The organism is Cobetia marina (assembly GCF_001720485.1).
In the GTDB taxonomy this organism is placed as follows: Bacteria; Pseudomonadota; Gammaproteobacteria; order Pseudomonadales; family Halomonadaceae; genus Cobetia; species Cobetia marina.
On the sequence record NZ_CP017114.1, the window covers coordinates 2520111 to 2547009 of the forward strand.

27 protein-coding genes are annotated in these 26899 nt (G+C 61.1%); 11 read left to right on the forward strand and 16 right to left on the reverse strand.

The window, feature by feature from the left end; translation table 11 throughout:
- The first annotated feature begins 32 nt into the window (after positions 1 to 32).
- The 4 genes from BFX80_RS10650 to BFX80_RS18135 all read left to right on the forward strand — a co-directional run bounded on the left by BFX80_RS10650 (position 33) and on the right by BFX80_RS18135 (position 4901).
- Entirely contained in the window at positions 33 to 1523 is a 1491-nt protein-coding gene (locus BFX80_RS10650) for a CoA-acylating methylmalonate-semialdehyde dehydrogenase (protein WP_084208852.1), read from the forward strand.
- Between the two features lie 247 nt (positions 1524 to 1770).
- Positions 1771 to 2082, forward strand: coding sequence for a putative quinol monooxygenase (locus tag BFX80_RS10655; protein ID WP_164850337.1), 312 nt, complete (start codon positions 1771 to 1773; stop codon positions 2080 to 2082).
- 963 nt (positions 2083 to 3045) lie between these two features.
- Positions 3046 to 4689: a sodium:solute symporter family protein gene (locus tag BFX80_RS10660; protein ID WP_084209745.1), complete on the forward strand. Its 1644-nt coding sequence runs from the start codon at positions 3046 to 3048 to the stop codon at positions 4687 to 4689.
- 83 nt (positions 4690 to 4772) lie between these two features.
- Entirely contained in the window at positions 4773 to 4901 is a 129-nt protein-coding gene (locus BFX80_RS18135) for a putative transporter small subunit (RefSeq protein ID WP_218015038.1), read from the forward strand.
- Between the two features lie 104 nt (positions 4902 to 5005).
- Here the strand turns inward: BFX80_RS18135 and BFX80_RS10665 are convergent, their stop codons facing one another.
- On the reverse strand, positions 5006 to 5815 hold the full coding sequence (locus BFX80_RS10665; RefSeq protein ID WP_084208854.1) for an SDR family NAD(P)-dependent oxidoreductase: 810 nt from the start codon (positions 5813 to 5815) through the stop codon (positions 5006 to 5008).
- 134 nt (positions 5816 to 5949) lie between these two features.
- Complete coding sequence (locus BFX80_RS10670; protein ID WP_084208855.1) at positions 5950 to 6936, reverse strand: zinc-dependent alcohol dehydrogenase family protein; 987 nt, start codon at positions 6934 to 6936, stop codon at positions 5950 to 5952.
- Positions 6937 to 7072: 136 nt separating this feature from the next.
- On the opposite strand from BFX80_RS10670, the gene BFX80_RS10675 reads away from it, so the two are divergent.
- The 3 genes from BFX80_RS10675 to BFX80_RS10685 all read left to right on the forward strand — a co-directional run bounded on the left by BFX80_RS10675 (position 7073) and on the right by BFX80_RS10685 (position 9357).
- A complete protein-coding gene (locus tag BFX80_RS10675) occupies positions 7073 to 7975 on the forward strand; it encodes a LysR family transcriptional regulator (protein WP_084208856.1) in 903 nt (300 codons plus the stop codon).
- Between the two features lie 513 nt (positions 7976 to 8488).
- Positions 8489 to 8947, forward strand: a complete 459-nt coding sequence (locus BFX80_RS10680) for a YeeE/YedE family protein (protein ID WP_077377117.1) — start codon at positions 8489 to 8491, stop codon at positions 8945 to 8947.
- Positions 8944 to 9357: a DUF6691 family protein gene (locus BFX80_RS10685; protein ID WP_084208857.1), complete on the forward strand. Its 414-nt coding sequence runs from the start codon at positions 8944 to 8946 to the stop codon at positions 9355 to 9357. Before BFX80_RS10680 ends, BFX80_RS10685 begins: the two co-directional genes overlap by 4 nt.
- 485 nt (positions 9358 to 9842) lie before the next feature.
- Here BFX80_RS10685 and BFX80_RS10690 read toward each other — a convergent pair whose 3' ends face one another.
- The 11 genes from BFX80_RS10690 to BFX80_RS10740 form a co-directional block, all read right to left on the reverse strand.
- Positions 9843 to 10190 carry a hypothetical protein gene (locus tag BFX80_RS10690; RefSeq protein WP_077377123.1) on the reverse strand — a complete coding sequence of 116 codons (348 nt, stop codon included), beginning with the start codon at positions 10188 to 10190 and terminating at the stop codon, positions 9843 to 9845.
- A gap of 77 nt (positions 10191 to 10267) precedes the next feature.
- The gene (locus tag BFX80_RS10695) at positions 10268 to 10606 is read right to left on the reverse strand and encodes a hypothetical protein (protein ID WP_077377126.1); all 339 of its coding nucleotides are present in this window, start codon (positions 10604 to 10606) and stop codon (positions 10268 to 10270) included.
- Positions 10607 to 10673: 67 nt separating this feature from the next.
- A complete protein-coding gene (locus BFX80_RS10700; RefSeq protein WP_084208858.1) occupies positions 10674 to 11012 on the reverse strand; it encodes a hypothetical protein in 339 nt (112 codons plus the stop codon).
- A gap of 67 nt (positions 11013 to 11079) precedes the next feature.
- The gene (locus BFX80_RS10705) at positions 11080 to 11418 is read right to left on the reverse strand and encodes a hypothetical protein (protein WP_084208859.1); all 339 of its coding nucleotides are present in this window, start codon (positions 11416 to 11418) and stop codon (positions 11080 to 11082) included.
- Between the two features lie 67 nt (positions 11419 to 11485).
- Positions 11486 to 11824, reverse strand: coding sequence for a hypothetical protein (locus BFX80_RS10710; RefSeq protein WP_084208859.1), 339 nt, complete (start codon positions 11822 to 11824; stop codon positions 11486 to 11488).
- Between the two features lie 67 nt (positions 11825 to 11891).
- Complete coding sequence (locus BFX80_RS10715; RefSeq protein ID WP_084208860.1) at positions 11892 to 12236, reverse strand: hypothetical protein; 345 nt, start codon at positions 12234 to 12236, stop codon at positions 11892 to 11894.
- An 837-nt stretch (positions 12237 to 13073) separates the two neighbouring features.
- Positions 13074 to 14168, reverse strand: coding sequence for an ADP-ribosylglycohydrolase family protein (locus BFX80_RS10720; protein ID WP_084208861.1), 1095 nt, complete (start codon positions 14166 to 14168; stop codon positions 13074 to 13076).
- 305 nt (positions 14169 to 14473) lie between these two features.
- Positions 14474 to 15514, reverse strand: coding sequence for an Ldh family oxidoreductase (locus tag BFX80_RS10725; RefSeq protein WP_240499542.1), 1041 nt, complete (start codon positions 15512 to 15514; stop codon positions 14474 to 14476).
- Positions 15515 to 15545: 31 nt separating this feature from the next.
- Complete coding sequence (locus BFX80_RS10730; RefSeq protein ID WP_084208862.1) at positions 15546 to 16874, reverse strand: TRAP transporter large permease; 1329 nt, start codon at positions 16872 to 16874, stop codon at positions 15546 to 15548.
- Complete coding sequence (locus tag BFX80_RS10735; RefSeq protein WP_084208863.1) at positions 16871 to 17386, reverse strand: TRAP transporter small permease subunit; 516 nt, start codon at positions 17384 to 17386, stop codon at positions 16871 to 16873. The genes BFX80_RS10730 and BFX80_RS10735 overlap by 4 nt, the downstream gene beginning before the upstream one ends.
- A gap of 79 nt (positions 17387 to 17465) precedes the next feature.
- Positions 17466 to 18437: a type 2 periplasmic-binding domain-containing protein gene (locus BFX80_RS10740; RefSeq protein WP_205632700.1), complete on the reverse strand. Its 972-nt coding sequence runs from the start codon at positions 18435 to 18437 to the stop codon at positions 17466 to 17468.
- Positions 18438 to 18925: 488 nt separating this feature from the next.
- Here BFX80_RS10740 and BFX80_RS10745 point away from each other — a divergent pair, with 488 nt between their 5' ends.
- Positions 18926 to 19534, forward strand: coding sequence for a helix-turn-helix domain-containing protein (locus tag BFX80_RS10745; protein WP_164850339.1), 609 nt, complete (start codon positions 18926 to 18928; stop codon positions 19532 to 19534).
- A 95-nt stretch (positions 19535 to 19629) separates the two neighbouring features.
- On the opposite strand, the gene BFX80_RS10750 is transcribed toward BFX80_RS10745, so the two are convergent.
- Entirely contained in the window at positions 19630 to 20004 is a 375-nt protein-coding gene (locus BFX80_RS10750; RefSeq protein WP_084208865.1) for an RcnB family protein, read from the reverse strand.
- Between the two features lie 755 nt (positions 20005 to 20759).
- Here BFX80_RS10750 and BFX80_RS10760 point away from each other — a divergent pair.
- Positions 20760 to 22520, forward strand: a complete 1761-nt coding sequence (locus tag BFX80_RS10760; RefSeq protein ID WP_084208867.1) for a purine-cytosine permease family protein — start codon at positions 20760 to 20762, stop codon at positions 22518 to 22520.
- Positions 22521 to 22667: 147 nt separating this feature from the next.
- Positions 22668 to 24149: a mannitol dehydrogenase family protein gene (locus BFX80_RS10765; RefSeq protein ID WP_084208868.1), complete on the forward strand. Its 1482-nt coding sequence runs from the start codon at positions 22668 to 22670 to the stop codon at positions 24147 to 24149.
- Between the two features lie 132 nt (positions 24150 to 24281).
- Here the strand turns inward: BFX80_RS10765 and BFX80_RS10770 are convergent, their stop codons facing one another.
- Positions 24282 to 25178: an EamA family transporter gene (locus BFX80_RS10770; RefSeq protein WP_084208869.1), complete on the reverse strand. Its 897-nt coding sequence runs from the start codon at positions 25176 to 25178 to the stop codon at positions 24282 to 24284.
- Positions 25179 to 25671: 493 nt separating this feature from the next.
- Here BFX80_RS10770 and BFX80_RS10775 point away from each other — a divergent pair, with 493 nt between their 5' ends.
- Positions 25672 to 26436: an SDR family NAD(P)-dependent oxidoreductase gene (locus BFX80_RS10775; protein WP_084208870.1), complete on the forward strand. Its 765-nt coding sequence runs from the start codon at positions 25672 to 25674 to the stop codon at positions 26434 to 26436.
- Between the two features lie 207 nt (positions 26437 to 26643).
- Here BFX80_RS10775 and BFX80_RS10780 read toward each other — a convergent pair whose 3' ends face one another.
- Entirely contained in the window at positions 26644 to 26859 is a 216-nt protein-coding gene (locus tag BFX80_RS10780; RefSeq protein WP_240499543.1) for a PAAR domain-containing protein, read from the reverse strand.
- Positions 26860 to 26899: the final 40 nt, after the last annotated feature.

Here is a 26899-nt window from a genome sequence, read left to right on the forward strand (position 1 = left end):
TTCTTGCAAGTCATTTCATGGAGCCCACAACAATGAAAACGCTCGGTCACCTCATCAACGGCAACCTCGATCACAGCGAAGGCCGTACCCAGGACATCTTCAATCCCTCCACCGGTGAGGTCGGCGGTCAGGTGCGCCTGGCCAGCAAGGCGACCGTCGAGGAAGCCATCGCGGCCGCCGCCGCCGCCTTCCCGGAATGGCGCAACACGCCGCCGATCAAGCGCGCCCGAGTGATGTTCCGCTTCAAGCAGCTGCTGGAAGAGCACGCCGACGAGATCGCCCGCCTGATCGGCCAGGAACACGGCAAGATCTGTCACGATGCGCTGGGGGAACTCCAGCGCGGCATCGAGAATGTCGAATATGCCTGCAGCGCCCCGGAACTGCTCAAGGGTGAGCACAGCCGCAATACCGGCCCGGGCATCGACTCCTGGAGCGAATTCCAGCCACTGGGCGTCGTTGCCGGCATCACGCCGTTCAACTTCCCGGCCATGGTGCCGCTGTGGATGTACCCGATGGCGATCGCCTGCGGCAACACCTTCGTCCTCAAGCCCTCCGAGCGCGACCCGACCTCCACGCTGTTCATCGCCGAGCTGCTGATGGAGGCTGGCCTGCCGGCCGGCGTCATGAATGTCGTCAATGGCGACAAGGAAGCCGTCGATACGCTGCTGGATGACCCGCGCATCCAGGCGGTCAGCTTCGTGGGCTCCACGCCGATCGCCGAGTACATCTACAGCCGCGCCGCCGCCAACGGCAAGCGCTGTCAGGCCCTCGGTGGCGCCAAGAACCACGCCATCGTGATGCCGGACGCCGACATGGAATACGTGGCCAACTCACTGAATGGCGCCGCCTTCGGCTCCTCCGGTGAGCGCTGCATGGCGCTGTCCGTCGCGGTGGCCGTGGGCGATGACGCCGCCGACAAGCTGATCGCGCAGATGAAGCAGCAGATGGAAGGCCTTAAGGTCGGTATCTACAGCGACAAGGGCAATGATTTCGGCCCGCTGATCACCGCGGCGCATCGCGACAAGGTGGTGGGCTACATCGATAGCGCCGAGCAGCAAGGCGCAAAGGTGGTGGTCGATGGCCGCAATCCGCAGGTCGAAGGCGGCGAGAACGGCTTCTTCGTCGGCGGCACCCTGATCGATGGCGTCACCCCGGAGATGACCTGCTATCAGGAAGAGATCTTCGGCCCGGTGCTGCTGGTCGTGCGCGCCGATTCGATGGAAGCCGCCATGCGGCTGATCAATGATCACGAATACGGCAACGGCACCTGCATCTATACCCGAGATGGCGAAGCCGCTCGCTACTTCAGTGATCACATCCAGGTCGGCATGGTCGGCATCAATGTGCCGCTGCCGGTGCCGGTCGCCTATCACAGCTTCGGTGGCTGGAAGCGCTCGCTGTTCGGCGATCTGTCCGCCTACGGCCCGGACGCGGTGCGCTTCTATACCCGCCGCAAGACCATCACCCAGCGCTGGCCTTCCGCCGGTCTGCGTGAAGGCGCCCAGTTCGCCTTCCCGTCCTGATCGATCGCCTTCCCGGCCTGATCGATCGCCTTCCCGGCCTGATCCCTCACGATCACGGATCATTGCCTGGTGACAACTGCGCCGGACAGCCCTGCTGTCCGGCGCTTTGGTGTGCGCATCACGCGAGATCATGCCGGCAGTCAGCCGCCGCCCCTTGCAGTGGCCAGAAACGACTCCACATAGTCAGGACATCTCATCACGAGAATCCCTGCCACAACTGCGGTCAACACCGTCACAAGGAGCCAGGATGATCTGGGTAATCGCCACCATTACCGCCAAGGAAGGTCACGTTCAGGATGTCTTCAATGAACTATGCGCCGTCGCGCCCACCGTGCGCGAGGAAGATGGCTGCCACGCCTACCACCCGTGCCTGGACTCCGAGCGCGCCGCCGACAAGGACAACGACCCACGCCCCGACACCATCACCGTGGTAGAAGCCTGGGAATCCCACGATGCGCTGCAGGCCCACCGTGAGACCGAACATATGCAGCGCTTCCGCGACAACGCCGGTGACTGGATCGCCGATGGCGATATCCGCATCCTGAGCCCGGCGGGCTGAAGACGCCCCTCAGTGACGTGCTCTGCACTGAGAACATCATCTTGCCGCTCCCGTTCAGGGGGCGGTTTTTTTGACTCATCGGCCAGCAAGGTGGCGTACAACCGTCGAGACAGCCTTCCCTTTTTTTCTTGTTTTCCTCTCGCCCTCTCCTCTCACTCTTCTCGCCCTCTCTTCGTACTCCTCTCGCGCCCTCCTCGTCATCACAGTATTCATGAGAACTGGCCGAACGCTGAGCAATAATAGACAAACAACCTTTAAAACAATCACTTGCGTGAAATCATTGAATATCCATCAATATGAAACCCCACGATGAGGCAGAGAAAATCCCTCAAAGATCCGAGAGGCATCACGAGAAAAAGAAGGGGAATTCACACAGTTCAATGACATTAAATGACAGACTTTGACGCCCTGAAACACCAAGAATTACACTTGATTTATATTGAATGAAGATTCAATAAAACGCCAGATACCTCTGGGCATGACGCCATCTTTATGGACCTGGAGTTCAGGCAATACCTGAGAGCGATCTGCTGGAATCTGTCAAGGGTGGACATGTCGCAAACCAGACACTAAGGTATGCAGCCTTCATTAACTCAATCTTAACGCTCACCGAAAGCACCAAGACTCGCGACCCACTGGATCACCAGTATTTTCGAAAGACTGTCGAAACCTCGACATTATCGATAAGAGAGGGAATCCATGACGCAGCATTACGCTGATGAGGGCAAGTGCATGCCACGACGCCCGCCACCCCGCACTTTCTTCCCTGGAAAGTGATGACACCTCGTAGCTCGCAAGTGTGACAGGGTCTGCCTGTTCACCAGACGAAGACGCCTTGGACACGACAACCATCTCAAGGCAAGACGGCTCAGAACCTTCCTTTCATGACTCTCATCACCGCACTCCTGAACAGCTCGCTGCTCAGGTCAACAGGTGTTCTGTCATCCATTGGAGGCTCCGTACTTGAACAACGACTCTCTCTATCAATTCTCGACCATTACCGTTCTTCTCCTGCTGATCGCCTTCTATGGCGGTACCTACCTGATCACTCTCACCATTCGCAAGAAAAAGGAAGATGCTGACGAGTTCATGGTGTCCAACCACCGTGTCGGCTTCGGCATGGGCGCCGCCAGCATGACCGCCACCTGGATCTGGGCCGCCTCCTTCTATGCCGCTGCCACCTCCGGCTATACCTATGGCGTGTCAGGCCCGATCCACTATGGATTCTGGGGCGCGCTGATGATCCTGTTCATCTATCCCTTCGGCCGCCGCTTCCGCAAGCTGGCCCCCAACGCCCATACGCTGGGCGAGCTGATCCATGCACGCCACGGTTCGAGCAGCCAGCTGATTCTGGCCTTCTCCAACGTGCTGGGCAGCATCATCAGCCTGATGGTCAACTTCACGGCCGCCGGTGCGCTTGTCTCGGTGCTGTCGCCGCTGTCCTTCCAGACAGGCGTCATCCTGGCGGGGGTCGGAGTGCTCTGCTATACGCTCTGGTCGGGCTTCCGCGCCTCGGTATTGACGGATTTCGCCCAGCTGGTGGCACTGATGGCCATCGCCATCGTCATCATTCCGGCCGTGTTCTTTGCCATGGGTGGCCCTTCGGAGCTGGTGGAAGGGCTCAAGCATGTCACGCCGCAACAGGCCGACTTCTTCTCGACTGATGCCATCCTCAATCAGGGGGCGCCCTTCTTCGTGGCCGTGCTGGCGTATGCCATCGGCAATCAGACGATTTCCCAGCGCCTGTTCGCGGTCAATGAAGATCACATCAAGCCGACCTTCATCACGGCTACCGTCGGCTACGGTGCCATCGTGATCGGTCTGGGGATGATCGGTCTGATGGCGCTGACCCTCGGGGTCGAGCCGCTCAATGGCGACATGAACAACCTGATTCCGCAGATGGTGTCGGAGTACCTGCCGCCCTTCTTCATCGCCCTGTTCTTCATCCTGGTGATCGGCTCGCTGTCCTCCACCGCTGACTCCGATCTCTCGGCACTCTCGGCGATCATGATGGCAGACGTCTACGGCAAGAACATCGCCCGTGGCAAGGCCGACCCTCGCCGCATGTTGCTGGTCGGTCGTCTGACGATGATCATCGCCACCGTGCTGGGGATCGTCTTCGCCAGCTTCTCCCTGGATATTCTGGTGATGCTGGTCTTCGTCGGCGCACTCTGGGGCGCCATCGTCTTCCCGGTGATCGCCAGCTGCTTCTGGGATCGCATCACCAATCTGGCCTTCACCAGTTCCGTCCTGGTCGCCATGGTGGTGTTCTGCATGGCACGCTTCGAGTGGGTGCCGCTGGAGGGTATCAGTGGGCTGATCTTCGAGCTGCTCGCCAGCATCGGCGGCGGCGTCATCATCGGCCTGATGGTCTTCGGCTTCCTCGGTCGCATCGCCGGACTGGTCGCCGGCGTGCTGGCCATGCTGGCCATGGTCATCTTCGCGACCGGCGAACTGCGTGACTACACCGTGCTGCTGGCCTCGCTCACGGCCTACGGCACCAGCACCCTGGTCTGCGTGATCATGAGTCTCGCCAGCCGCCAGCCGCGCTTTGACTTCACCACCATCACCGACAAGGTCGGCCATTACGACGAGTCCCTGACCTGATCGGGATGCTTGCCACAAGCGCCCCGGCGGCCCTTGGCGTCGCCGGGGACTTTCCTACTGCACATTTCAGGAGACACACGCCCATGACATTCCTGTTTGCCACCTATGTCCTCATCTGGCCATTGCTGACCCTTGGCGTACTCGCCGTGATCTGCGGCGCCGTGGTGCGTGACAGTCGTCGCGCTCGCAAGGAGCACCGCGAGCTGGTCTGATCGGTCCGCGCGCAGAAGACGAAACGCCCGCCTCGAGACTCTCGGGGTGGGCGTTTCGTCTTCAGGCAGGGCACTCCAGCTCGCTGCCCTCTGGTCGGAGTCACTCAGCGGCCAATCCGGTCAAGCATTCTCTCCATCGTCGCGACCACTTGACGGCACAGCGCATCATCGAGTGCGTCGGCGTGCGGCGGTGCGAAACGCTGGGCGTCGTTGTCGAAGTACTGACTATTGGCGCCGGCGAATTCCTCATCCAGTGCCGCACGTACCAGGATATCGGCACCGATGCCAAGATCCTTGCCCGGTACGCCGAAGCCTTCCTTGACCATCTTGCTGGCCAGCAGAGAGCCCGGGTTGACCGCGATCAGGATAGGCCCCTGACCTTCCCAGTCCTGGGCAAGCATGCGGGTCCACATGGTGATCGCGAGCTTGCTCTGGGCATAGGCCGCGTAGTGGTCGTTGAACGCGACCTCGCCGGTCAGGGCCTTCACGTCCACGGGGGATTGAGCCGCCGAGGACAGATTGACGACCCGCCCGGCCGGACGCAGTGCCGGCGCCAGTTTCTGGGTGAGCAGATAGGGAGCAAGGGTATTGACCACGAAGCGCAGGTCGAGACCGTCCGCCGTCACGACCTTGGGTGCCTGGAAGACACCGGCATTGTTGATCAGGACATCCAGACTGGCATTGGCCGCCAGCACATCGCTTGCCAGTGAGTCGATGGCGACCAGGTCGGACAGGTCGGCCACGAAACCGGCGACACGCTCAGCCCCTGCCAGCGTCGCAAGTTCGGCGACGACACCATTGACCTTCTGCTCGCTACGCCCGTGGATCAGCACGCGATGGCCGCGCTCCAGCAGGGCCTTGGCCGTGACCAGGCCGATGCCATCGGTGGAACCGGTGATAAGAATGGTTTTCATGCGCTCTCTCCTTGATATGTCCCACGACGCTTGAGACGCGAACGACAGGGTGTGCCGTATGGCCACACCCTGTCGTTTGTCTGTGCCAGCGCAGTGTCAGGATGATCCTGCCAATGTGGCTTTCGGTCACGGTATCAGACCTCGACGATGACCTTGCCGGTTGCCTGACCGCTGCCCAGCCGCGCGTGGGCCTGGCCCACTTCCGCGAGCGGGAAGACCTGATCATCGATGATCGGCTTGAGTGCGCCGGCATCGGCGATACGCGCCATGTCGGCCAGAATCTCGTGGTGCTCCTGACGACGGAAGTCATGCAGCATCGGGATCAGCATGAAGACGACATGCAGTGACAGGCCCTTGAAGTGCGCGGTGGTCAGATCGATGTCCATGAAGGACACGGTCGTCGAGACATGGCCATTGAGCGCGGCAGCCTCGAAGGAGGTCGGCAGGTTGGCGCCGCCGACGGAGTCGAACACGATGTCGAAGCCCTTGCCGTCGGTGAGCCTGGCCACATAGTCGGCGACCTGCTCATTGCGGTAATTGATGGCACTGGCCCCCAGGCCTTCGACCAGCGTCTCGTGCTCATCACGACCGACGGTAGAGGCGACATCGGCACCGAAGTGACGGGCCAGCTGGATGGCGATGTGACCCACACCCCCCGCACCACCGTGAACCAGCACCTTCTGACCGGCCTGGATGTTGGCGCGCTTGAGGCCTTCATAGGCCGTGATGCCGACCAGCGGCAGCGCCGCGGCTTCCACCATGCTCAGGGACTTCGGCTTGTGGGCGATCAGGCGAACATCGGCGGCGATGTACTCGGCCAGCGTACCCGGCAGGTCGGCCAGGCCACCAGCACAGCCATAGACTTCATCCCCGATGGCGTAGCCTTCGACGTCCTCGCCCACGGCTTCGACAGTACCGGCGAAGTCCATGCCCAGCAGCGCCGGCAGTGCCGGAGACAGCGGAAGCTCTGCGCCCATCTCGCGAATCATGGTGTCGACGGTATTGATGCTGGTGGCGGCGATGCGCACCAGTACCTGACCTGCCGCCGCTTGGGGCTTGGCGATTTCCGCCGCTTCGAACACTTCGGGACCACCGAATGACGTCACCAGCATCGCTTTCATGAGTCTGACTCCTGCGTGAATGTTCATGCCATGGTAATTATCTTCGGCATGAACAATAAACGGCGAGTTGATACAATCAGTTTCTATATTTTGTTGAATATCAGTCCACAACACCATCGCCTCGGGGGGAGATGACATGAATCTTGAGCACCTGAAGCTGTTCGTCCGTCTCGCCGCCGTGAACAGCATCAGTCAGGCCGGCGAGGACCTGGGACTGTCGCCCGCCGTCGCCAGCTCTCACCTGCGCAAGCTCGAGGACAGTCTGGGGGTACGCCTGTTGCATCGCACCACGCGTCATGTGGCACTGAGCGAAGAAGGTCGCGCCTTTCTCCCCCACGCAGAAGAGGTGCTGGCCAGTGCCGAGGCGGCGCGGGCTGCCGTCGGTGCCGGCACCACCACCCCCACCGGCACCTTGCGCATCACGGCATCGGCCTCCTTCGGACGCATGCATCTGATCCCCGGGCTGGCCGGCTTTCTGGCACGCTACCCGGACCTCGAGCTGGATCTGCGCCTGACGGATACCATCGTCGATCTGGTGGAAGGCGGCTTCGACATCGCGATCCGCAACTCCGCTCTCAAGGATTCGAGTCTGATCGCGCGGCGCCTGGCCCCGGACAAGCGTATCCTGTGTGCTTCTCCGCAATACCTGCAGCGCCATGGCACTCCAACCCGCCCTGCGGAACTGAAACACCATGAATGCCTGACGCTGATCGGGATGGATCAATGGAGTTTCCAGCACGAGAATCGCGTCGAGGTGATACGCATCAAGGGCCGCATACGGACCGACAATGGCGAAGCGGTGCGCGATGCCTGCGCCGCGGGCCTGGGCATCACCCTCTCCTCGACCTGGAGTCTCTATCGTCATCTGGCGAGGGGCGAGCTGGTGGAAGTGCTGCCCGAGACACCGCTGGTCAACGAGACCGGTATCTGGGCGATCTATTCAAGCTCCCGACAACTGGCCCCCAAGATCCGGGCGTTTCTGGACTACTTCTCCGAGTACTTCGGTAGCCCGCCTTACTGGGACTTCCCCCAGTCCTGAGCCGAAGGCGCGACGATTTCGCTTAAGACGGGCCCGCACGTCATAGAAGATGAGCGGCGCGACTCAGGCGATCTTCCAGCGCTTGAGCATCGGCCTGGAGTCTCGCCAGCCGCCAGCCGCGCTTTGACTTCACCACCATCACCGACAAGGTCGGCCATTACGACGAGTCCCTGACCTGATCGGGATGCTTGCCACAAGCGCCCAGGCGGCCCTTGGCGTACTCGCCGTGATCTGCGGCGCCGTGGTGCGTGACAGTCGTCGCGCTCGCAAGGAGCACCGCGAGCTGGTCTGACCTTGCCCACACGTAGAACAGCCACGGAAAGGCCCGCCCCGAGATGCTCGAGGCGGGCCTTTCAGTGGCTGTCGGGTCAACCGGATCCGCTCAGGCCACCCGATGGGCAGATGTCATGACCAGCAGACTCAGCAGTCGGTGGCCGATGACGGTTGGCGCTCGCCAGGCACGAGCATATCATCGTCGCAACGCAGGATGACCGCGACACGAGGACGAACCACATGGACATGATGAGCAGCATGAAAGGACTCGCCGGCGGCGTTCTGATCGGTCTTTCGGCAGTGATGCTGATGGCCTTTCTGGGACGTATCGCCGGTATCAGTGGCATCACGCGGGGCGCGCTGCTGGAATCAGGCCCGGACCGCCGCTGGCGTATCGCCTTCGTGCTCGGGTTGATCAGCGGCCCGCTGCTCCTTGTGCTGTTCAATCTTGACTGGGGCAATGTGGCCGAGGGCACGGATGCGCTGATCGGCGATCCCGCCAGCGGGGTGCTGAGCATGATGTTCGCCGGCCTGCTGGTGGGCCTGGGAACAGGCATCGGCGGCGGCTGCACCAGTGGCCACGGCGTCTGCGGCATCGCGCGTCTCTCCCCGCGCTCGCTGGTGGCCACGGGGGTGTTCGTGGCCATCGCCATGCTGACGGTCTTCGTGACCCGACATCTGCTGGGAGAGTCACCATGAAAGCTGTCACCGGCTTCATTACCGGGCTGGTCTTCAGCCTCGGCCTGACACTCAGCGGCATGACCGACCCCGCGCGTGTCGTCGGCTTTCTCGACGTGGCCGGAGACTGGGACCCCACGCTGATCTTCGTGCTTGGCGGGGCGGTCATCACCACCTTCCTCGGTTATCGCCTCGCCTGGCGACGCAGCACTCCCCTGTTGGGTGAGCGATTCCAACTGCCTACACGCCGCGATATCGATGGTCGCCTGCTGCTCGGCGCGGCCCTGTTCGGTACCGGCTGGGGCCTGAGCGGATACTGCCCCGGGCCTGCCATCGTCTCCAGCAGCGCCATGAGTCTGCCATTGGCGGGTTTTCTACTGACGATGCTACTGGGCTGGTGGCTGGCCACGCGCCTGACTCGCGCTCACTGATCCGAGCGCCACGCAAGAGAAAATCCTTGCATGAGAAACGCCCGCCGAATGGCGGGCGTTTCTCATGCAAGGCGAGTCACCACGACCACACGGCGCCCTTTCTCTCACGGGACCTCATTGCGATGATCTCGCTGATCAACAGCCCCGTGGTTCGTGTGCTGGATGAAGTCACATCCACATGAAGCGTCGAAAAGCCAAAAAAAAGCCCGCCAATGGCGGGCAGGGAATGTCGGGACAGGACATTCAGGACAGGAAAGCGTTTGAGCAAGGGTTCTGCCATTGACGACGAGTGCGGTCTTGCGTTCGGGTCAAAACACTTGCTCAAGCGTTCTTCTCTCTCACGAGTTGTTCTCTGGAGCACTGACCATCAGGAGACAACGTGATGGTCAGTGGGTCCATTCAGCAACTGACAGAGGTAGGTCGATGGCATATCGGCGTCCTTGGCTGTCTTGCAGAGTCGGGGACTATTGCGTTGCCGCGAGCGGTTACGCGCTCTCGTTCAAGGCATGTTCGACGCGTGTGGCAGAGACACTCTTGCCGGCATCGTTGACGTAATCCGCCGAATCGCTTGCCAGTGCACGGGTGGTGCCCTGGATGCCGGCGTTGCTGATGGATGTCTGGACGCGGCTGGCAGCGACACTCATGCCGGTTTTCACGACATCATCATGATGCAGTGTGGCTTGCTGAGTGACCGGCTGTGCCTGACCCATGATCACGCGATCACTGAGGGTGGCACGTACGCGGGCATCGGCTTCGCTGTCATTGGCAGAGGCCACGCCAGTGGCGGCAACGGACAATGCGGCAATGGCGAATAGAGACTTGAGAGATTGCATGGGGGTTCTCCTATTGAAAAAGGTCATGTCAGTACAGACACCTGGCCTGCAAGCGTCTGACGCAGACATCGGGCGTCTCAGACGTTGACGTCGCTCACGGCGTGACGAACACGGGTGCCGGCAACGCTATCGCCTGAATCATTGGCGACATCGAATTCCTGCAGGTGGATGGAGCGGTCATGGCCACGGATCTCGTCGTCACCGGAGGCAATCTGGAAACGGCCTGCAGAAGTGCTCATGCCGGTTTCCGCGAAGGTCGCCTGGCCTGTCGGTGCCTGCTGAGCGGCACCATGGATGACACTTTCACTGACGTTGTGCTGGACACGCTGGGCGGCCGGGCTGTCATCCGCCGCAAAGGTGGCGGTGCTGACGGTGGCGAGAGCGGCGGCGGCGATCAGGGTCTTGAGAGTGTTCATGATGATTTCCTCGATGAAGATGATGTGATGATCAGGCCTGGAAATGCAGGCCAGGGATGACGGTCAATCAGACGTTGCTGTCGCTCAGGGCGTGCTGAACGCGGGTAGCGGCGACACTCTTGCCAGCGTCATTGTCGAAGGCCTGTTCACGGCTGGCGGTAGCGCTGCCGTGCCCTTCAATGGACGACTGGGTCAGGGCGGTCTCGACACGACCTGCCGCGACGCTCTTGCCGGTTTCCGCGAAGGTGGCCTGAGCCGTCGGGGCCTGCTGGGCGGTGCCGACGACGACGTCCTGGCTGACGGACTGCTGGACACGCTGGGCAGCCGGGCTGTCATCCGCCGCGAAGGTGGCGGTGCTGACGGTGGCGAGAGCGGCGGCGGCGATCAGGGTCTTGAGAGTGTTCATGATGATTTCCTCGATGAAGATGAAGTGATGATCAGTCCTGGAAATGCAGGTCAGGGATGATGGTCAATCAGACGTTGCTGTCGCTCAGGGCGTGCTGAACGCGGGTCGCGGCGACGCTCTTGCCAGCGTCATTGTCGAAGGCCTGTTCACGACTGGCGGTAGCGCTGCCTTGCCCTTCAATGGACGACTGGGTCAGGGCGGTCTCGACACGACCTGCCGCGACGCTCTTGCCGGTTTCCGCGAAGGTGGCCTGAGCCGTCGGGGCCTGCTGGGCGGTGCCGACGACGACGTCCTGGCTGACGGACTGCTGGACACGCTGGGCAGCCGGGCTGTCATCCGCCGCGAAGGTGGCGGTGCTGACGGTGGCGAGAGCGGCGGCGGCGATCAGGGTCTTGAGAGTGTTCATGATGATTTCCTCGATGAAGATGAAGTGATGATCAGTCCTGGAAATGCAGGTCAGGGATGATGGTCAATCAGACGTTGCTGTCGCTCAGGGCGTGCTGAACGCGGGTCGCGGCGACGCTCTTGCCAGCGTCATTGTCGAAGGCCTGTTCACGACTGGCGGTAGCGCTGCCTTGCCCTTCAATGGACGACTGGGTCAGGGCGGTCTCGACACGACCTGCCGCGACGCTCTTGCCGGTTTCCGCGAAGGTGGCCTGAGCCGTCGGGGCCTGCTGGGCGGTGCCGACGACGACGTCCTGGCTGACGGACTGCTGGACACGCTGGGCAGCCGGGCTGTCATCCGCCGCGAAGGTGGCGGTGCTGACGGTGGCGAGAGCGGCGGCGGCGATCAGGGTCTTGAGAGTGTTCATGATGATTTCCTCGATGAAGATGAAGTGATGATCAGTCCTGGAAATGCAGGTCAGGGATGATGGTCAATCAGACGTTGCTGTCGCTCAGGGCGTGCTGAACGCGGGTCGCGGCGACGCTCTTGCCAGCGTCATTGTCGAAGGCCTGTTCACGACTGGCGGTAGCGCTGCCTTGCCCTTCAATGGACGACTGGGTCAGGGCGGTCTCGACACGACCTGCCGCGACGCTCTTGCCGGTTTCCGCGAAGGTGGCCTGAGCCGTCGGGGCCTGCTGGGCGGTGCCGACGACGACGTCCTGGCTGACGGACTGCTGGACACGCTGGGCGGCCGGGCTGTCATCCGCCGCGAAGGTGGCGGTGCTGACGGTGGCGAGAGCGGCGGCGGCGATCAGAGTCTTGAGATTCAGAGTTTTCATTGGGTTTTCCTTTCTATGTCCTGGGCAATATTGCCCTTGTGATGTCGTATGCAGTCTTGGCTGCATCCGTCTAGCTTGTTAACAGACTAATGATTATTGCGCTATCACACTAGCCGTGCTGCTGGCAGCTCACTGTTTCCATCAAAGAACCAGATTGCGTTGCCTGGGCATTGCCCTGCCCCTGAGGAGTGTTGGTGAACCTCAAGAGGTACAACCTTCAATCCTCTTCTGCATCACTTCTGTACAATCTTGAAGGTGCGGACATCCCATGATCGAGAGCGGATCAGATGCTTGGCACTGTCCAGGACACTGCCGTATGACGTTTAAACTTTGGTCGCAATCATCAGAAAGGCATTCATCAGCAACTTGTCCTCTTACCCTGCTGAAACCCTCACCGTTGTGCTTGATGAGTATTACGCTTGAGCAAACGGGTTGGATGCATGCCATCTTCAAAAAAGTCGCAGGCGTCTTGACAGATGCCTGCCGTCGACCAGATCCAGACTGCCGTTTCGTGCAATGTGGAGTGAGCGCATTGTGGACGAATCCCGCATCGGCACATATCCCCCACTGGAACAGCATTGATTCCACTGGCGAACCAATAAAAGCCTGTATTGAACGTCTGGTCAGGCAGCAGTCTACGACTTTGGTAATAACCGCAGCGTTATCAATCGCTTACGAAACCCTCTGATGTTGTCCTCGGATCGCCCACATGAGGCATGCCCTCACCTTTGCGCTACCGACGTTTCGTGACAGCCGGCAAAAAGGCATCGTCAGACACGAAAACGCGGGGCAATCCAAGGATTGCCCCGCGTTCAGTCAGCTAGCGTTGCGCGTATCTCAATAGCCCGGGTATTTCTCCCAGACCCACCGCTCGTCCTTGCCACCCCCGTCGGTATAGAGCTCCCAGCGAGCGCAATCGTGCAGGTCCTGGGCGACCTCGCCGATGACCTCTCGCAGTTCAAGCGGCTCCAGCCAATCAGCAGGTATCGCCTCTTCTCCCCATTGCGCCCCGAGCAGGTTGCCCGTGATGGCCCCCGTGGAATCCGAATCCCCATCATGATTGACCGCGATCTGGATCGCGGAGCGGAAATCCCGCGCGGTGAGCGCGCAATACACGGACATCGCCAGGGCCTCTTCCGCGATCCATCCCAACCCCAGCATCACGACAGCCACCTGCGGCGCAGTGTCGGACTCGGCAAGCTCGCAGGCTTGCTTCAGGGCCTGCATGGTCTCTTCGCAGCCTGATTTGCGCTCGAGAATGCGCATGGCGTGCGCAAGTGCCTGTGCCATCGAGTCACCCGCCACCAGGCATTGGGTCATCACCGCCAGCACCCCGCCCGTCAGCTGACCGGTCACGTGGCCATGGGTCAGCGCGCAGACCTCTTCCCCGAGCGCGAAGCACATCTCATGGGAGGCTCCCATCACATGCGCGAACAAGCCGACGGGGGCCACGCGCATCACACCCCCACAGCCCTTGCTGTCGTTCTGCGCGGTGTCACTGTAGGTGCGCACATGCTTGAGCGCGGACAGACACGTCATGCCCGGGGCGCGGCGCGAATGCAGTGCCGGCTGCTTGATCAACCAGCCACTGTCCAGCCATTCCTGTTCCGTTGCCTTTTGCGTGCGTTCCCCTTGGGTGTACAGCCAACGTTCATAGGCACTGTTGACCAGGCTACCTTGCGTCGTGATGCCTCTCAGACAGCCGCGCACGTGGCTACGCAACAGACCCTCGGCGGTAAACAGTGTCATCTGCGTATCATCGGTAATCCGCCCCAGCCCGCCATAGGCCGGTGCGTAATCGCGTATTCCTTCACTTCCGAAGCGCGCCTGGATCTCCTCGTGCGACAGGAACTCCACTGCCGCCCCCAGCGCATCTCCCACCGCACCACCCAACAGGCAACCCCGAAACCGCGATGTCGTCTCAAGCGTCATGTCCCTTTCCCCTTCAATGGCCATCAAGATGGCATCAACGACCCTCAACACGGCTTACGCTAGCAGCAACGGCACCTTTGCGGAAAAACGCCCACATCCGGTGGTGCACATAATCAGGCAGAACTGGATGGGCGCCCAGTAACGGTGAGCACTGAGGATGACAGCGGCGACGATGGCCACCTTATATAGAAGAACGGCCGCCCAGGGGCGGCCGTTCTTCTTGCTGCAGTCATGACCTCATGCCCTCATGACGTCCTGCCGCGTGCCTGTCAGCGATGACTCGGCTGCTCGGCGCAGGCAAATTCTCAGGAGGCAAGCTCGAGAATGTCATCATACAGCGCCCGGGAGAGTGTGACGCCCTCCTCCAGATGCTTCTGGCGAGCCTGATAGCGACGCTCGGAGGAAAGACGCGCGCCCTGCTGCTTGACCAGGTCGAACAGCCGTTCAGAGCGCAGCATGTGCTGCTGGGGGCTGCCCCCCGTGAGACGCGCCGGGTCCATCGCGATGATCATCTCCCCATGATACGGCAGGCTGCCCTTGCCTTGATCATGCTCGCTGGATTCGATACTGAGCATGTCACCGATCAGCGGCCCTGCGATCAACTCGATCATGATCGCCAGCGCAGAGCCCTTGTGCTCACCGAACGGCAGCATCGCGCCATGATCCAGCACCTCGGCCGGGTCACGGGACGGCGCACCGTCTCGATCAACCCCCCAGCCCAGCGGGATCTCATCGCCTTGACGACGATGCAGCTCGATATCGCCACGTGCGATGGCACTGGTCGCGAAGTCGAACACGTAGGGATTGCCATCCCCGCGCGGCCAGCCGAAGGCAATGGGGTTGGTGCCCAGCAGGGGCTGGCTGCCGCCATGAGGCGCCATGTACGACTGGGTCGGGTTGCAGGCGATGGCTACCAGTCCTTCACGGGTCAGGCGCTCGATCTCGACCCACAATGCCGTGCCATGCACGCAATGGTTGATGGCCAGAATGGCAATCCCATTGGCTCTCGCCTTGCTGAGCAGCTCAGGCACGCCCTGCTGGAAGGCCAGCGACGAGAAGCCACCCTTGGCATCCACCTTGACGATGGAGGGCGCCGTATCCTCGACCACCGGCACGGCGTCCGGCACCACTCCTCCATTGTTCAGCGTGGCCACGAACCCCATCAGGCGATAGAGCCCATGGGATCGACAGCCATCCATCTCGGCCGCGACCAGCGCATCACTCATGGCCTCGACATTCGATTCGCTGAAGCCATGGCGTGTCAGCACCTTGTGGCATAGCGAGGTGAGCGCCTCTCGATCGAGATTGATGTCCATTTCAGTATCTTCGTGCTTTGCATCACTCATGCGAACGCGTTCCTTTTCGATAAGGCGACCATCATTTCCAGGACGGCCCGCTGATGGCATCAGGCAACCACAGCGCAAGCCCCGGGAATGTGAGAATCAACGCCAGTACCACCAGCTGCAGGACGATGAAAGGCACGACCCCCTTGTACATGTGCTTGAGCGTCACTTCGGCAGGCGTGATGGCGCGTAGATAGAAGATGGAGGGGGCAAGCGGCGGGGTCAGATAGCTCGTCTGCATCACGATGAGGAAGGCCACGCAGAACCAGATCTCATCAAACCCGAGCAGACCGATGACCGGCATGGCCACGGGGATGACGATCAGCACCACCGAGATCATGTCGAGCACGAAACCGGCCAGGAAGGCGATCAGCAGGATGGCACCGAGAATGAACCATGGGCTCATGCCGGTATCCAGCAGCAGCGACTGAACGGTCGCCATGCCACCGGAGGCGAAGAAGACACCGGCGAACATGTTGCCACCCAGCACGATGAGCAGAATCATGGCGGTGATGTTGAGCGTGCGTATCGCGGCATTCCACAGGATGGACAGCGTGAGATTGCGATAGCCCAGTGCCAGCAAGACGGAGCCTAGCGCACCACAGGCTGCCGCTTCCGTCGGCGTGGCGATGCCCATCAGAATCGTGCCCAACACCACCATGATCAGACTCATGGTCGGCAGCAACGCACTCAGGGTGATGGTGAGCAGCTTGCCCCAGCCCGGATGTTGCTCATCTTCTTTGAGTCGCGGCGCAAGCGCAGGCTTCAGCGCGCAGACCACGACGATATAGACGAGGAACAACAGCGCCATCAGAAGCCCCGGAATCAACAGACCACTGAACAGTGACCCGACGGAGACACCCGCGACAGGCCCGAGAATGACCACGGTAATGGAAGGCGGAATCGCCGTGCCCAATGAGCCACTGGCGCAGATGGTGCCGGAGATGAGTGACTTGTCATACTGATGCTTGAGCATGACCGGCACTGCCAGCATACCGATCACTGCCTCGGTCGCCCCGACGACGCCGCTGGCAGCCGCGAAGATGGTCCCCATGATGACCGCACCGACGCCCAGCCCACCGGGCAACCGGCGCGTCCACAGATGGATGGCACCGAAAAGCCGCTCGGCGATGCCGGAATTCTCGAGCATCGCGCCCATGAAGATGAACAGCGGCACGGCCGCCAGAATGGAGTTGGACGCCGTGTCTTCGATCTTGGTCAACAACTGATAGGCCGCAGCATCACCGAACTGGGCGACGCCGAAGACCGTCGCGACGACGATCATCGAAAACGCGATAGGGAAGCCGAGCACGATCAGCGCGATGAGGGCCGGGAACATGATCAGGGCAAGGAAATCGCTCATGAGGACACCTCCGCGCCATGATCATGACCCAGCAACGTGCTCCAGAGTTTGAACATCTCCGCGATCACCTGCAGCGTCAGATAGACAAAGCCCAGCCACCACACCCCGAAGACCGGCCAGATCACCGGATTCCAGGCCGAGCGACCAGAGCGCTCATTGCTGGAGAAGGCCTCGATCGCATAGAACGAAAGCTCCCAGACCAGCCAGCCCAGTACGGGGAGCAATACGCCATAACAGGCCAGATGCACCCCGGCTTTCAGACGTGGCGAAAAGTTCTGACTCAACACATCCACACTGACGTGCTGGCCCACGCGAAGTGCATTCGCCATGCCAAACATGAAGATGGCGCCCATCACCATGTAGCTGACCTCGAACGCCCACAGGGTGGGCCTTCCCAGCACATAGCGACTGAAGACCTCATAGACCAGCGCAAGCACCAGCGGCAGTATCAGGACAGCCCCCAGATACCCCGCCCAACGGGTTTGACGCTCAATGGCATCGACTATTTTCATGACAACCTACCGAATGACAGTCAGGGGGAAGCACAGGCAAGGGCCTTGCCTGTGCCGGAAACGTCAGTTCCTGCGGGGGTCAGCGCCCCATTTCCCCGATCGGCAGACGGTAATCCTGCCAGGTGGTCATGCTGTCCTTGAAGGCGCGTTGTGACTCGAGCACGCGCGCGAACCACTCGTTCTCACCCGCCTTCTCATCTTCCCAGGCACGTGTCTCTTCGTAGATGGCATCGATGAAGGATTGATCCAGCTGCACGATCTCATTGGGCCCCTCTTCCAGCTCCTTGAAGGCCTTGAGGTCGGCATAGGAGCTGTCGAGCCAGGATTCGAACACGCTCAACTTGCCGGCAAGACGCAACTGACTCTGCTGGGCTTCGCTCAGGCCATCCCAGGCATCGACATTCACTTCGCACTCGAGGATGCCACCGGACTGGTGGACGCCGGGCAGGATGACGTACTGCGCCACGTCCTGGAAGCCGGTCGGCTTGTTGAGCTCCGGGCTGCCCCACTCCGCGGCATCGATGACGCCACGATCCAGCGCCGTGTAGATGTCACTGCCTGCCATCACCACGGTAGAGGCCCCCAGGCGCGAGGCGATTTCCGCCCAGGCACCGGATGTTCTCAGTCTCAGTCCCTGGAAGTCTTCCAGCGTCTGTACCTTCTTGCTTGAGTGCAGGAATATCTCGGTGCCCAGGGTGGAGCACGGGAAGGCCACGACTCCGAAGACTTCACGACGGAACGCTTCATAGAGCTCGACACCGCCACCCTCGTACATCCACAACATGAACTCTTCCGGCGTCAGGCCACTGGAGTGCCCAGCCAACAGCGCCGCCGTCGGGTCCGTCCCGTAGTCATAGTTGATGTAGTTGTGGCTGACCTGCGCGACACCGGACTTCACGGTATTGGTCACGCGCAGCGCGCCACCCAGCGTACCGCCCGGGAACACCTGAATGCTCACGTCACCATTGGTCAGCTCATTGGCATAATCGGCAAACGTCTTGGCATCTCGCTCAAGCCAGGGGCCGCCCCCCAGGGGGTTGCCATCTTCCACTCGATATCGGCGGCCTGGGTGGTCGCGGTGACCAGCAGACCGGCTGCGATGCCCATGCCGAGCACATTTTTCGTGAGGCTATGCATTCTTGTTTTCCTCGTATTGTTCCAGTCGAAGGTGATTCCGTCTCTGAGCGTCTTGCACCGCAGTGCGGGCATCCCCCATCTCACGATGCCCGCGATCACACATTCTCTCGCTGGAAGACCTCCACCGGGCGCGACATGACGTCCACGAAGGCGAGCAGATCCACCACCAGCAATTTCACTTCAGGAACCAGAGTTGCATATACGCAACATTGCGTCAAATGTGAATATTGGCTCGACATTTTGCACGAGGAAGCTCTAAATGAACCCTATCAAGACCTACGAGCACGCCGCTTCCCCATGACTCGGCACGCGGTGGCAAGCGCTTTTCAGCCGACAGGCGCTGCGCACTGACAACGCTCAGGGACCCGACAATTGCAGACGATCACGATGGAGCACGCTGACATGACATCTCACCAGGAAACGCCGATCGCTCTGAAGCACAGAGAACGCAAGGCAGGCGCCATTGGTGACAACCTCAAGGCGCTACGCAAGGAGAAGGGACTGACCATCGCGGCCGTGGCCAGCGCGTCAGGAATCTCGGCGGCCAGCGTGTCGAGAATCGAGAATGGACGCATCTCACCGACCTTCGAGGCGATCGTGAATCTCGCCAAGGGCCTGAAGGTGGATGTCAGCGAGCTGTTCTATCACACGGAAGACACGTCATTTCGGGGGTGGCTCGCCTTGACGCGAGCGCAGGAGGGAGACGTCATCGAGACGCCCAACTACCGGTATCGGCCGCTTTGCAACAACGTGGCGTCCAAGGAGTACATGGTATTGGAAACCACCGTGCTCAATCGCAGTCTCGAGGAATTCGGCGGCCTGCAGAAACACTCCGGCCAGGAACAGATCATCGTGACCAGCGGCGAGGTGACCGTCTGGACCGAGCTTTACGACCCCATCCAGCTCAAGGTCGGCGATAGCCTGGCCTTTGACAGCACCCTCGGACACGCCATCACCTACAACGGCGACACCCCGGCGACCATGACCTGGGTATGCAGCGCCTACGCCTGAAGCCACTGCCGGCAAACGGCGCATGCAAAAAGGGCCTCATGAGAGGCCCTTTTCTTGAAGCTGGCTTGAGCAGCCGAGAACAACGATCCGAGTGATCAGCGATTGAGGATGATCGCAGTGATCGCGCCCCCGGCAACGGCCGCCAGGACATAGCGCCCATCAATGTTCAACCAGCGATGTCCGCGCGGCGGCTTGGACAGGTGACGGTGATGCCAGTCCTTTACCCAATAACGCTGATCGGAATAATAGTGACGCGGCAGGTGGTCGCCACGACGCCAATGATGATCACGGCGCGCCTCGTGGCGGCGTTCTTGATGCTTGTGGTGTTTCTTGTAGTGCTTCTTGTGATGATGCTTGTCGTGATGACCATGTCCATGGCCATGACCACGATCATGCGGCCCGGCCTGCGCCAGGGGAGCGCCCATCAGGGAAACGATCATCATCAGAATGGTCAGTGTGCGTGTTCGCATGGCTGGCCTCCTCGCAGTGCCCCGCCGCCCTGTCGGCGCCGGGTGTCAATAAGGGCATTTCCTGATTAGGAAACAGTGTTGCATAACCTTATCGACATCCCGAGGAGGCCGCAAGATGTCTCAATTTTCACGATCTTTGTCGTTATTTCGTGCATATTCCGTCGCCTGGCACCGAAGTTGATGTCGCTTCTACCCAACACCCTGCTGCCTTGCACCATCTCTCTCGGTGAGCGGTCACGGTACCGCCATGCCTGCCTTGCGCACTTCGCTCGCTCCTCCATTGCCTCCCCCATTGCCTCCTCAGTGCCCGAGTACCTGTCAGGAAATCGATAGCGAGTCATGCACCACATTGGTTCACCCAAACCATGCTCGACTCGATCTTTCATCACCTTCTCTATAGGCAGGTTTCGCCAGGACACCAGGTTTCCATCGCCGGACAGAGCGTGAGAACGGAAAAATCCACTTTGCTGAATCGTGTCATTGAACACCGACATCTCCCCGTAACCTCACGTTTCATGCGGCCTTCAGCCCCTTCGAGACCAGAATCTCCGAGATCACCCGGGGACATAGCCCAAAGTTCAAGCACGCGGGCTTTGCGTTTTGATGACCATTCATCGATCATTTGCACCACACCTGAGTCATTTGATCGATAAAAGACGATCTACCCCTGTCATCGCCGATAGGAACGCCAAGGCGGCTGCGTGACACCTCGGGTAGGAGCAGCAAGACAAGCCGTAAAAAAACAGGAGCCAATCATGGCCAGTACTGCGCCAGATTTGGATCGGCAGATCGCCCATATGGACGACGAGCTACTGCCGGTACCACGTCACAAACTGCACCGGTGGCCGCACTTTGCCGGTCTCTATGCCGCCGAGCACGTTGCCGCGACCGAGTTCGTCATCGGTGCCACCTTCGTGGCACTCGGTGCCGGTATCTGGGATATCCTGCTGGGCCTGCTGATCGGTAATGGTCTGGCGGTACTCAGTTTCTGGTTGATCACCACACCGATCGCCATCGAGACTCGCCTCAGCCTCTTCACCTATCTCCACCGCATCGCCGGTGATTCGATGTCACGGCTGTACAACTGGGCCAACGTGATCATATTCACCGCCATCTCGGCGGCCATGATCACCGTCTCCGCCACGGCGGTCAGGCTGTTGTTCGACATACCCGCCCAGACCCAGGCCTACCCCACCAGCTTCGAGTTCATCCTGCTGGCGCTGGCCGTTGCCGCCATCGTGGTACTGGTTGCCGTCTATGGCTTCAATGCTCTGACGGAATTTGCCAGCATCTGCGCTCCCTGGCTGATGCTGATGTTCACCGTCGGCGGCCTGGTGCTGCTGCCGGAACTGGCCGAGTCCGTCACCGGCAACACCAGCCTGGACAGTTTCTCGAGTTTCATTGATGTCGCAGGCAGTACCGTCTTCACCGGGATCAATTCCCAGGGCGAGGCAGGCATCGGTATCTGGGAAGTCATCGGCTTCTCCTGGGCGGCCAACACCTTCTCCCACTTCGGTCTGATCGACATGGCGCTGCTGCGTTATGCCAAGCGCATGCGCTCCGGCCTTGCGACCAGCACCGGCATGATGTTCGGTCACTACGTCGCCTGGATCTCCGCCGGTCTGATGGGCGCCGCTACCGCTGCCGTCGCGGGTATCAGCATCGATGTGCTGGAGCCGGGTGAAGTGGCACTGCACGCCCTTGGCGCCGCCGGCTTCGTGATCGTGGTCGTCGCAGGCTGGACCACCGCCAACGCCAACCTGTATCGCGCGGGCCTTGCCGCACAGTCAGCCATGCCGAACCTGTCGCGCAACAAGGCGACGCTGGCCGTGGGTATCTGCGTTGCGGTACTCAGCTGCTTCCCGTTCGTCTATCGCAGCATGCTGCCGCTGCTGACCTACGCCGGTCTGGTACTGGTGCCGGTCGGCGGGATCATCTTCGCTGAGCATCACCTGTTTCCGAAACTCGGCTTCAGCCGTTACTGGGCGCGCTACAAGGGGGTGAAGCACAACACACCGGCGCTGGCGACCTGGGCGCTGTCTCTGATCTTCGGCTTCGGTCTCGAGATGGTCGACGTGATCCCGTTCTATTATCTGTTCCTGCCGACCTGGTTCGTCTCCATCATTCTCTACACCCTGATGGCCAAGTCCGCCGGCGCCGCTGAGTCCTATCCGGAAGCGGAAGCCACCGAAAAGCACTTCCAGGAGCGAGTCGATGCCTTCCACGCCAAGCAGGCCGACACGACCAATCATGCCCCGGTCAAGGATACGTCAGGTCTGACCAAGGTCATCCGAGCCATCTGGATGGTGATCGGTCTCGTCATTCCCCTGGTGCTGGCGCTGCGCGTACTGTTCGGCAGCCCGGACCTGGCAAGCTACGAAGCGAACCGCGAGCTGTTCTATGACGTGACCATCTGGTCGACGATCATCTACTTCATCTTCGCGTACTGGGAACTGCAGCGCAGCAAGGCGCTGTTCAACAAGCAGTCCCCGAAGCAAGCGGCCACCGCTGGCTGAGTCGGCAGGGGACACGCAAGTCCCCTGCCTGGTCCGCGGCGAAGGTAGCCTGACTCACGAGGGCAACCTTCGCCGCTGGCCGTTACGACCTACCCTTTCTTTACCCATCTTGACCCGACCGCGATATGCGGCAGGAGACCTCCCCCCATGACTCGTCTCTCCAATGCCAGTCTGACTCAGCTGGACGCCAAGGTTGCCACCCCGAACTATGATCGTGCGGCGGTCAGCGCCGGCATCGTTCACTTCGGCGTGGGCGGCTTCCATCGTGCACACCAGGCCATGTACCTCGACGAGCTGATGAACCAGGGCAAGGCACTGGACTGGGGCATCGTCGGTGTCGGCGTGATGCCGGGCGATCGCCGCATGCAGGAAGCCCTGTCCTCTCAGGACCACCTCTACACCGTCGTGCTCAAGCACCCGGACGGCAACTACGAGCCGCGCGTGGTGGGCTCCATCATCGATTATCGCTTTGCCCCGGACTCCCCGGATGCCGTGATCGAGCTGATGGCCGACCCGGCGATCCGCATCGTCTCGCTGACCGTCACCGAAGGTGGCTACAACTTCCACCCGGTCAGCGGCGAATTCAATCTCGAGAACGCCGACGTCCAGCACGACCTGGCCAACCCGGGTGAGGCCAAGACCAGCTTTGGCCTGATCACCGAAGCCCTGGCACGTCGTCGCGAGCGCGGCGTCGCCCCGTTCACCGTGATGTCCTGTGACAACATCGAAGGCAACGGCAACGTCGCTCACAAGATGTTCACCGCCTACGCGCGTGCACGCGATGCCGAACTGGCCGCCTGGATCGAAGCCGAAGTGCCCTTCCCCAACTCCATGGTCGACCGCATCACGCCGGTGACCACCCCGGATGACATCGAAGAGCTGTCCTCACGCTTCGGCGTGGAAGACGCCTGGCCGGTGGTCTGCGAGCCCTTCACCCAGTGGGTGCTGGAAGACCACTTCGCCAATGGCCGCCCGGCCTTTGAAGATGCCGGCGTGCAGCCGGTGGAAGACGTCGAGCCCTATGAGCTGATGAAGCTGCGTCTGCTCAACGCCGGCCACCAGGCACTGTGCTACTTCGGCTATCTGGCCGGCTATCGCTACGCCCACGAAGCCTGCAACGACCCGCTGATCGTCGACTTCCTGCTCGGCTACATGAACGAGGAAGCTCGCCCGACGCTGGCCCAGCTGCCGGGTATCGATCTCGATGCCCACTGCCAGACGCTGATCGAGCGTTTCGCCAACCCGGAAGTCAAGGACACCCTCGCGCGCCTGTGCGCCGAGACCTCCGACCGCATTCCGAAGTTCCTGATCCCGGTGGCCCACGCACAGCTCAAGACCGACGGCGAACTGCGTCGTACCGCGGCTGTCGTGGCCAGCTGGGCACGTTATGCCGAAGGCGTCGACGAACAAGGCGAGACCATCGACGTGGTCGACCCGCTGAAGGACGAGCTGATGGAACGCGCCAGCCGTCAGCGCGAAGAGCCGACCGCCTTCCTGGACAACCGTGAACTGTTCGGTGATCTGGTCGATCAGCCGCGCTTCCGCGATGCCTACCTCAAGGCCCTGAAGAGCCTGCACGACAACGGTGCCCGCGCCACGCTGGAAATGCTGGTGGCAGACGCCAAGTAAGCTTCACGCGAAGTGAACTGGCCTGTGGGGGATGACGAGACTGTCATCCCCCACAGGCGTCAGCAGAAAGACAAAAAGCGAGACAGGCCACCGCCTGTCTCGCTTTTTTTGTGCCTCATGCCACGCCTTTCCTCACACCAGCGCGACGGTCCACAACCCTGCCAGCATGACGCCGATGCCGACCCACTTGACCATGGCCGCACGCTCGCGCAACCAGACCACGCCGAGCACCACCCCAAGCGGGATCGACAACTGACGCATGGCGACCACAAGGCTGACCTCTTCCGTCAGCGTCATGGCGATCAATACCAGCCCATAGGTCGCCATCACCATCACGCCGGTCAGCAACATGCTGCCCCGCTCGCCCCGCCACAGCATCGGCAGGCGACGACGCTCAGTCGGCAACAGCATCACCAGAGGTGCGCCCCAGGCGACCGTCATCATGGCCTGCAACACCAGAAAGACAGCGCCTGCAGACGTGGGCGAATAGCCGACACTCAGCATGATGTCGAGCGCCTGCTTGTCGATCAGCGAATAGCCGGTGGTCCCCAGCGCTGCCAGCAACGCGAACCCCAGCGCGGGGGTCAGATAGGTTCTCGCTCGCAAGCCCTGCGGACTGCTCAAGGGCAACATGAGCGCACCGAGCACGATCAGCCCCATGCCGGTGAAATCCGACACTGTCAGCGCCTGGCTATCCAGCAGGCTCAAGGAGACCAGCGGCACCAGCACTACGGGCAAGGCACGCGCGATGGGATATAGCACACTGACCTCGCCGCGCGCATACGCCCAGGCGAGCCCGCCCATGTAGAGCGCCTGACACAGCCCCGTGGCCACCAGCCAACCCCAGAACTCATCCGGCAGCTCGTTGAACGCCGGCCCCAGTGCCAGCAACGGTGCAAAGATCAACGCCCCACTGCCCATGGCCAGCATGAAGAAAGCCAGCGAAGGCGCTCGGCCCTTGCCCAGCAGATTCCAGCCGGCATGCAGACAGACCGAGACCAGGATGAGCCCCAAAGCCAATGAACTCATGAGACACGCATTGCGTTCAGGATTCCCCAGGCATGGGTCATCGCCTGAACACTGTGACGTGAGCGGCAAGCCAGGCGGCGATTATGATTACGCATGTCTTCTTCCTTGTACGAGAAAAACGCCATCAGCTCGCAGAGACTGGCTCCCACGTGACGGCAAGGATGAGGCGCTTTCTGACGGAATGCCGTCAGCACAGCTCGTCCCCAGGCAGTGGACAGGTGATCGCGGAAGACACCAGCGCGAGCCATCATCAGGCAAGGTCACCAGCCAGAGTGCGTTACCAGCCTTCAGCTGCGGCGTACTGGGGGCATCGGGCCGCCGAGGAGTTGGATTTGCCAAGACGCTATCACATTCGCAAGGTTCGCACTGATCGGGCATAGCTTGGCCTCACGGCTTTCTGGCTCGCCTAGCAAGCGCTCCCCCGCGGGCATTCGTGGTCGCCCTCTTTCTGCAGTAGGCTTGCGTGAGACTTTACTGATATGGGAGCCGCGACATGCATGACGTCAAACCCTTCGACCTCAGTCATCAGACCGCCGTGGTGACCGGTGCCAGTCGCGGTATCGGGGCCGCCATGGCGATCGCCCTCGCCGAGGCCGGCGCCGATATCATTGCCATCAGTGCCAGCATGACCGCCGATGGTGGTGATGTAGGTGAACGTATCCGCGCCCTCGGGCGCACCTTCCAGGGCATCGCATGCGACGTTTCCGACCGCAGCGCCATCCAGCAACTGGCTGTGCAGTTGAGTTCGACTCGGGTGGATATCCTGATCAATAACGCCGGCACCATCGAGCGCGCACCGTCCACCGAGCACACGGACGCGCAATGGGATCGCGTCATTGATACCAACCTCTCCGCCCCGTTCATCCTGACCCGCGAGATCGGCAAACAGATGGTCGCGCGCGGCAGCGGCAAGATCATCTTCACCGCCTCACTGCTCTCCTTCCAGGGCGGCATCACCGTGCCGGGCTACGCAGCCAGCAAAGGCGGCATCGCTCAGCTCACCAAGGCTTTCGCCAATGAGTGGGCCGCTCACGGCGTCAACGTCAACGCCATCGCACCGGGCTATATCGCTACCGACAATACCGAAGTCCTGCGACAGGATGCACAGCGCTCCCGCGATATCCTCGCGCGCATCCCCGCCGGGCGCTGGGGATCACCAGACGACTTCAAGGGCCCGGTAGTATTCCTCGCATCATCTGCTTCGAACTATGTGCATGGCACCGTTCTGACGGTCGATGGCGGCTGGATGGCACGCTGACGCTGGAGACGGCAAGGAAATGGCCATTCAGCTGCCTCAATAACACGGTCTCGCGTCATCGGAAATGAAAAGCCCCCCGACATTTGGTCGGAGGGCTTTTCATCTTGCTGTTGAGCAAACCGGGGAACCGCTCGATCCTGTGCCTACACCCCGGTGCAAGACTTGAAGCGAAGCGCGAGACAGGCATACACGAACACCTCAACGCCCTTATCCCAGGCCGTGCTTGCCACTCGCTGCAGAAATCAACGCCGCCCCACATGCCGTATGGCAGCCGTGAAACGCTACCGGCTTGCCATTCAAGCTGATGGTGGGATGCCCCTCGATGATACTGCAGGTGCTGTGGCCATCCTTGGGGCACGTCACCATGTCCCCCACCACTGCCACCGGCTTGCCCTCCAGCAGATAGTTAGACTGGGCAGACACCACCTTGCCACCATGAGTGGTGCTATCTCCGAGTACGATA

What these genes read in the sequence shown, in the direction of transcription:
- BFX80_RS10650 (WP_084208852.1), top strand. Translation starts at nt 33, where the DNA reads ATGAAAACGCTCGGTCACCTCATCAACGGCAACCTCGATCACAGCGAA.
- BFX80_RS10655 (WP_164850337.1), top strand. Translation starts at nt 1,771, where the DNA reads ATGATCTGGGTAATCGCCACCATTACCGCCAAGGAAGGTCACGTTCAG.
- BFX80_RS18135 (WP_218015038.1), top strand. Translation starts at nt 4,773, where the DNA reads ATGACATTCCTGTTTGCCACCTATGTCCTCATCTGGCCATTGCTGACC.
- BFX80_RS10665 (WP_084208854.1), bottom strand. Translation starts at nt 5,815, where the DNA reads ATGAAAACCATTCTTATCACCGGTTCCACCGATGGCATCGGCCTGGTC.
- BFX80_RS10670 (WP_084208855.1), bottom strand. Translation starts at nt 6,936, where the DNA reads ATGAAAGCGATGCTGGTGACGTCATTCGGTGGTCCCGAAGTGTTCGAA.
- BFX80_RS10675 (WP_084208856.1), top strand. Translation starts at nt 7,073, where the DNA reads ATGAATCTTGAGCACCTGAAGCTGTTCGTCCGTCTCGCCGCCGTGAAC.
- BFX80_RS10680 (WP_077377117.1), top strand. Translation starts at nt 8,489, where the DNA reads ATGGACATGATGAGCAGCATGAAAGGACTCGCCGGCGGCGTTCTGATC.
- BFX80_RS10685 (WP_084208857.1), top strand. Translation starts at nt 8,944, where the DNA reads ATGAAAGCTGTCACCGGCTTCATTACCGGGCTGGTCTTCAGCCTCGGC.
- BFX80_RS10690 (WP_077377123.1), bottom strand. Translation starts at nt 10,190, where the DNA reads ATGCAATCTCTCAAGTCTCTATTCGCCATTGCCGCATTGTCCGTTGCC.
- BFX80_RS10695 (WP_077377126.1), bottom strand. Translation starts at nt 10,606, where the DNA reads ATGAACACTCTCAAGACCCTGATCGCCGCCGCCGCTCTCGCCACCGTC.
- BFX80_RS10700 (WP_084208858.1), bottom strand. Translation starts at nt 11,012, where the DNA reads ATGAACACTCTCAAGACCCTGATCGCCGCCGCCGCTCTCGCCACCGTC.
- BFX80_RS10705 (WP_084208859.1), bottom strand. Translation starts at nt 11,418, where the DNA reads ATGAACACTCTCAAGACCCTGATCGCCGCCGCCGCTCTCGCCACCGTC.
- BFX80_RS10710 (WP_084208859.1), bottom strand. Translation starts at nt 11,824, where the DNA reads ATGAACACTCTCAAGACCCTGATCGCCGCCGCCGCTCTCGCCACCGTC.
- BFX80_RS10715 (WP_084208860.1), bottom strand. Translation starts at nt 12,236, where the DNA reads ATGAAAACTCTGAATCTCAAGACTCTGATCGCCGCCGCCGCTCTCGCC.
- BFX80_RS10720 (WP_084208861.1), bottom strand. Translation starts at nt 14,168, where the DNA reads ATGACGCTTGAGACGACATCGCGGTTTCGGGGTTGCCTGTTGGGTGGT.
- BFX80_RS10725 (WP_240499542.1), bottom strand. Translation starts at nt 15,514, where the DNA reads ATGAGTGATGCAAAGCACGAAGATACTGAAATGGACATCAATCTCGAT.
- BFX80_RS10730 (WP_084208862.1), bottom strand. Translation starts at nt 16,874, where the DNA reads ATGAGCGATTTCCTTGCCCTGATCATGTTCCCGGCCCTCATCGCGCTG.
- BFX80_RS10735 (WP_084208863.1), bottom strand. Translation starts at nt 17,386, where the DNA reads ATGAAAATAGTCGATGCCATTGAGCGTCAAACCCGTTGGGCGGGGTAT.
- BFX80_RS10745 (WP_164850339.1), top strand. Translation starts at nt 18,926, where the DNA reads ATGACATCTCACCAGGAAACGCCGATCGCTCTGAAGCACAGAGAACGC.
- BFX80_RS10750 (WP_084208865.1), bottom strand. Translation starts at nt 20,004, where the DNA reads ATGCGAACACGCACACTGACCATTCTGATGATGATCGTTTCCCTGATG.
- BFX80_RS10760 (WP_084208867.1), top strand. Translation starts at nt 20,760, where the DNA reads ATGGCCAGTACTGCGCCAGATTTGGATCGGCAGATCGCCCATATGGAC.
- BFX80_RS10765 (WP_084208868.1), top strand. Translation starts at nt 22,668, where the DNA reads ATGACTCGTCTCTCCAATGCCAGTCTGACTCAGCTGGACGCCAAGGTT.
- BFX80_RS10770 (WP_084208869.1), bottom strand. Translation starts at nt 25,178, where the DNA reads ATGAGTTCATTGGCTTTGGGGCTCATCCTGGTCTCGGTCTGTCTGCAT.
- BFX80_RS10775 (WP_084208870.1), top strand. Translation starts at nt 25,672, where the DNA reads ATGCATGACGTCAAACCCTTCGACCTCAGTCATCAGACCGCCGTGGTG.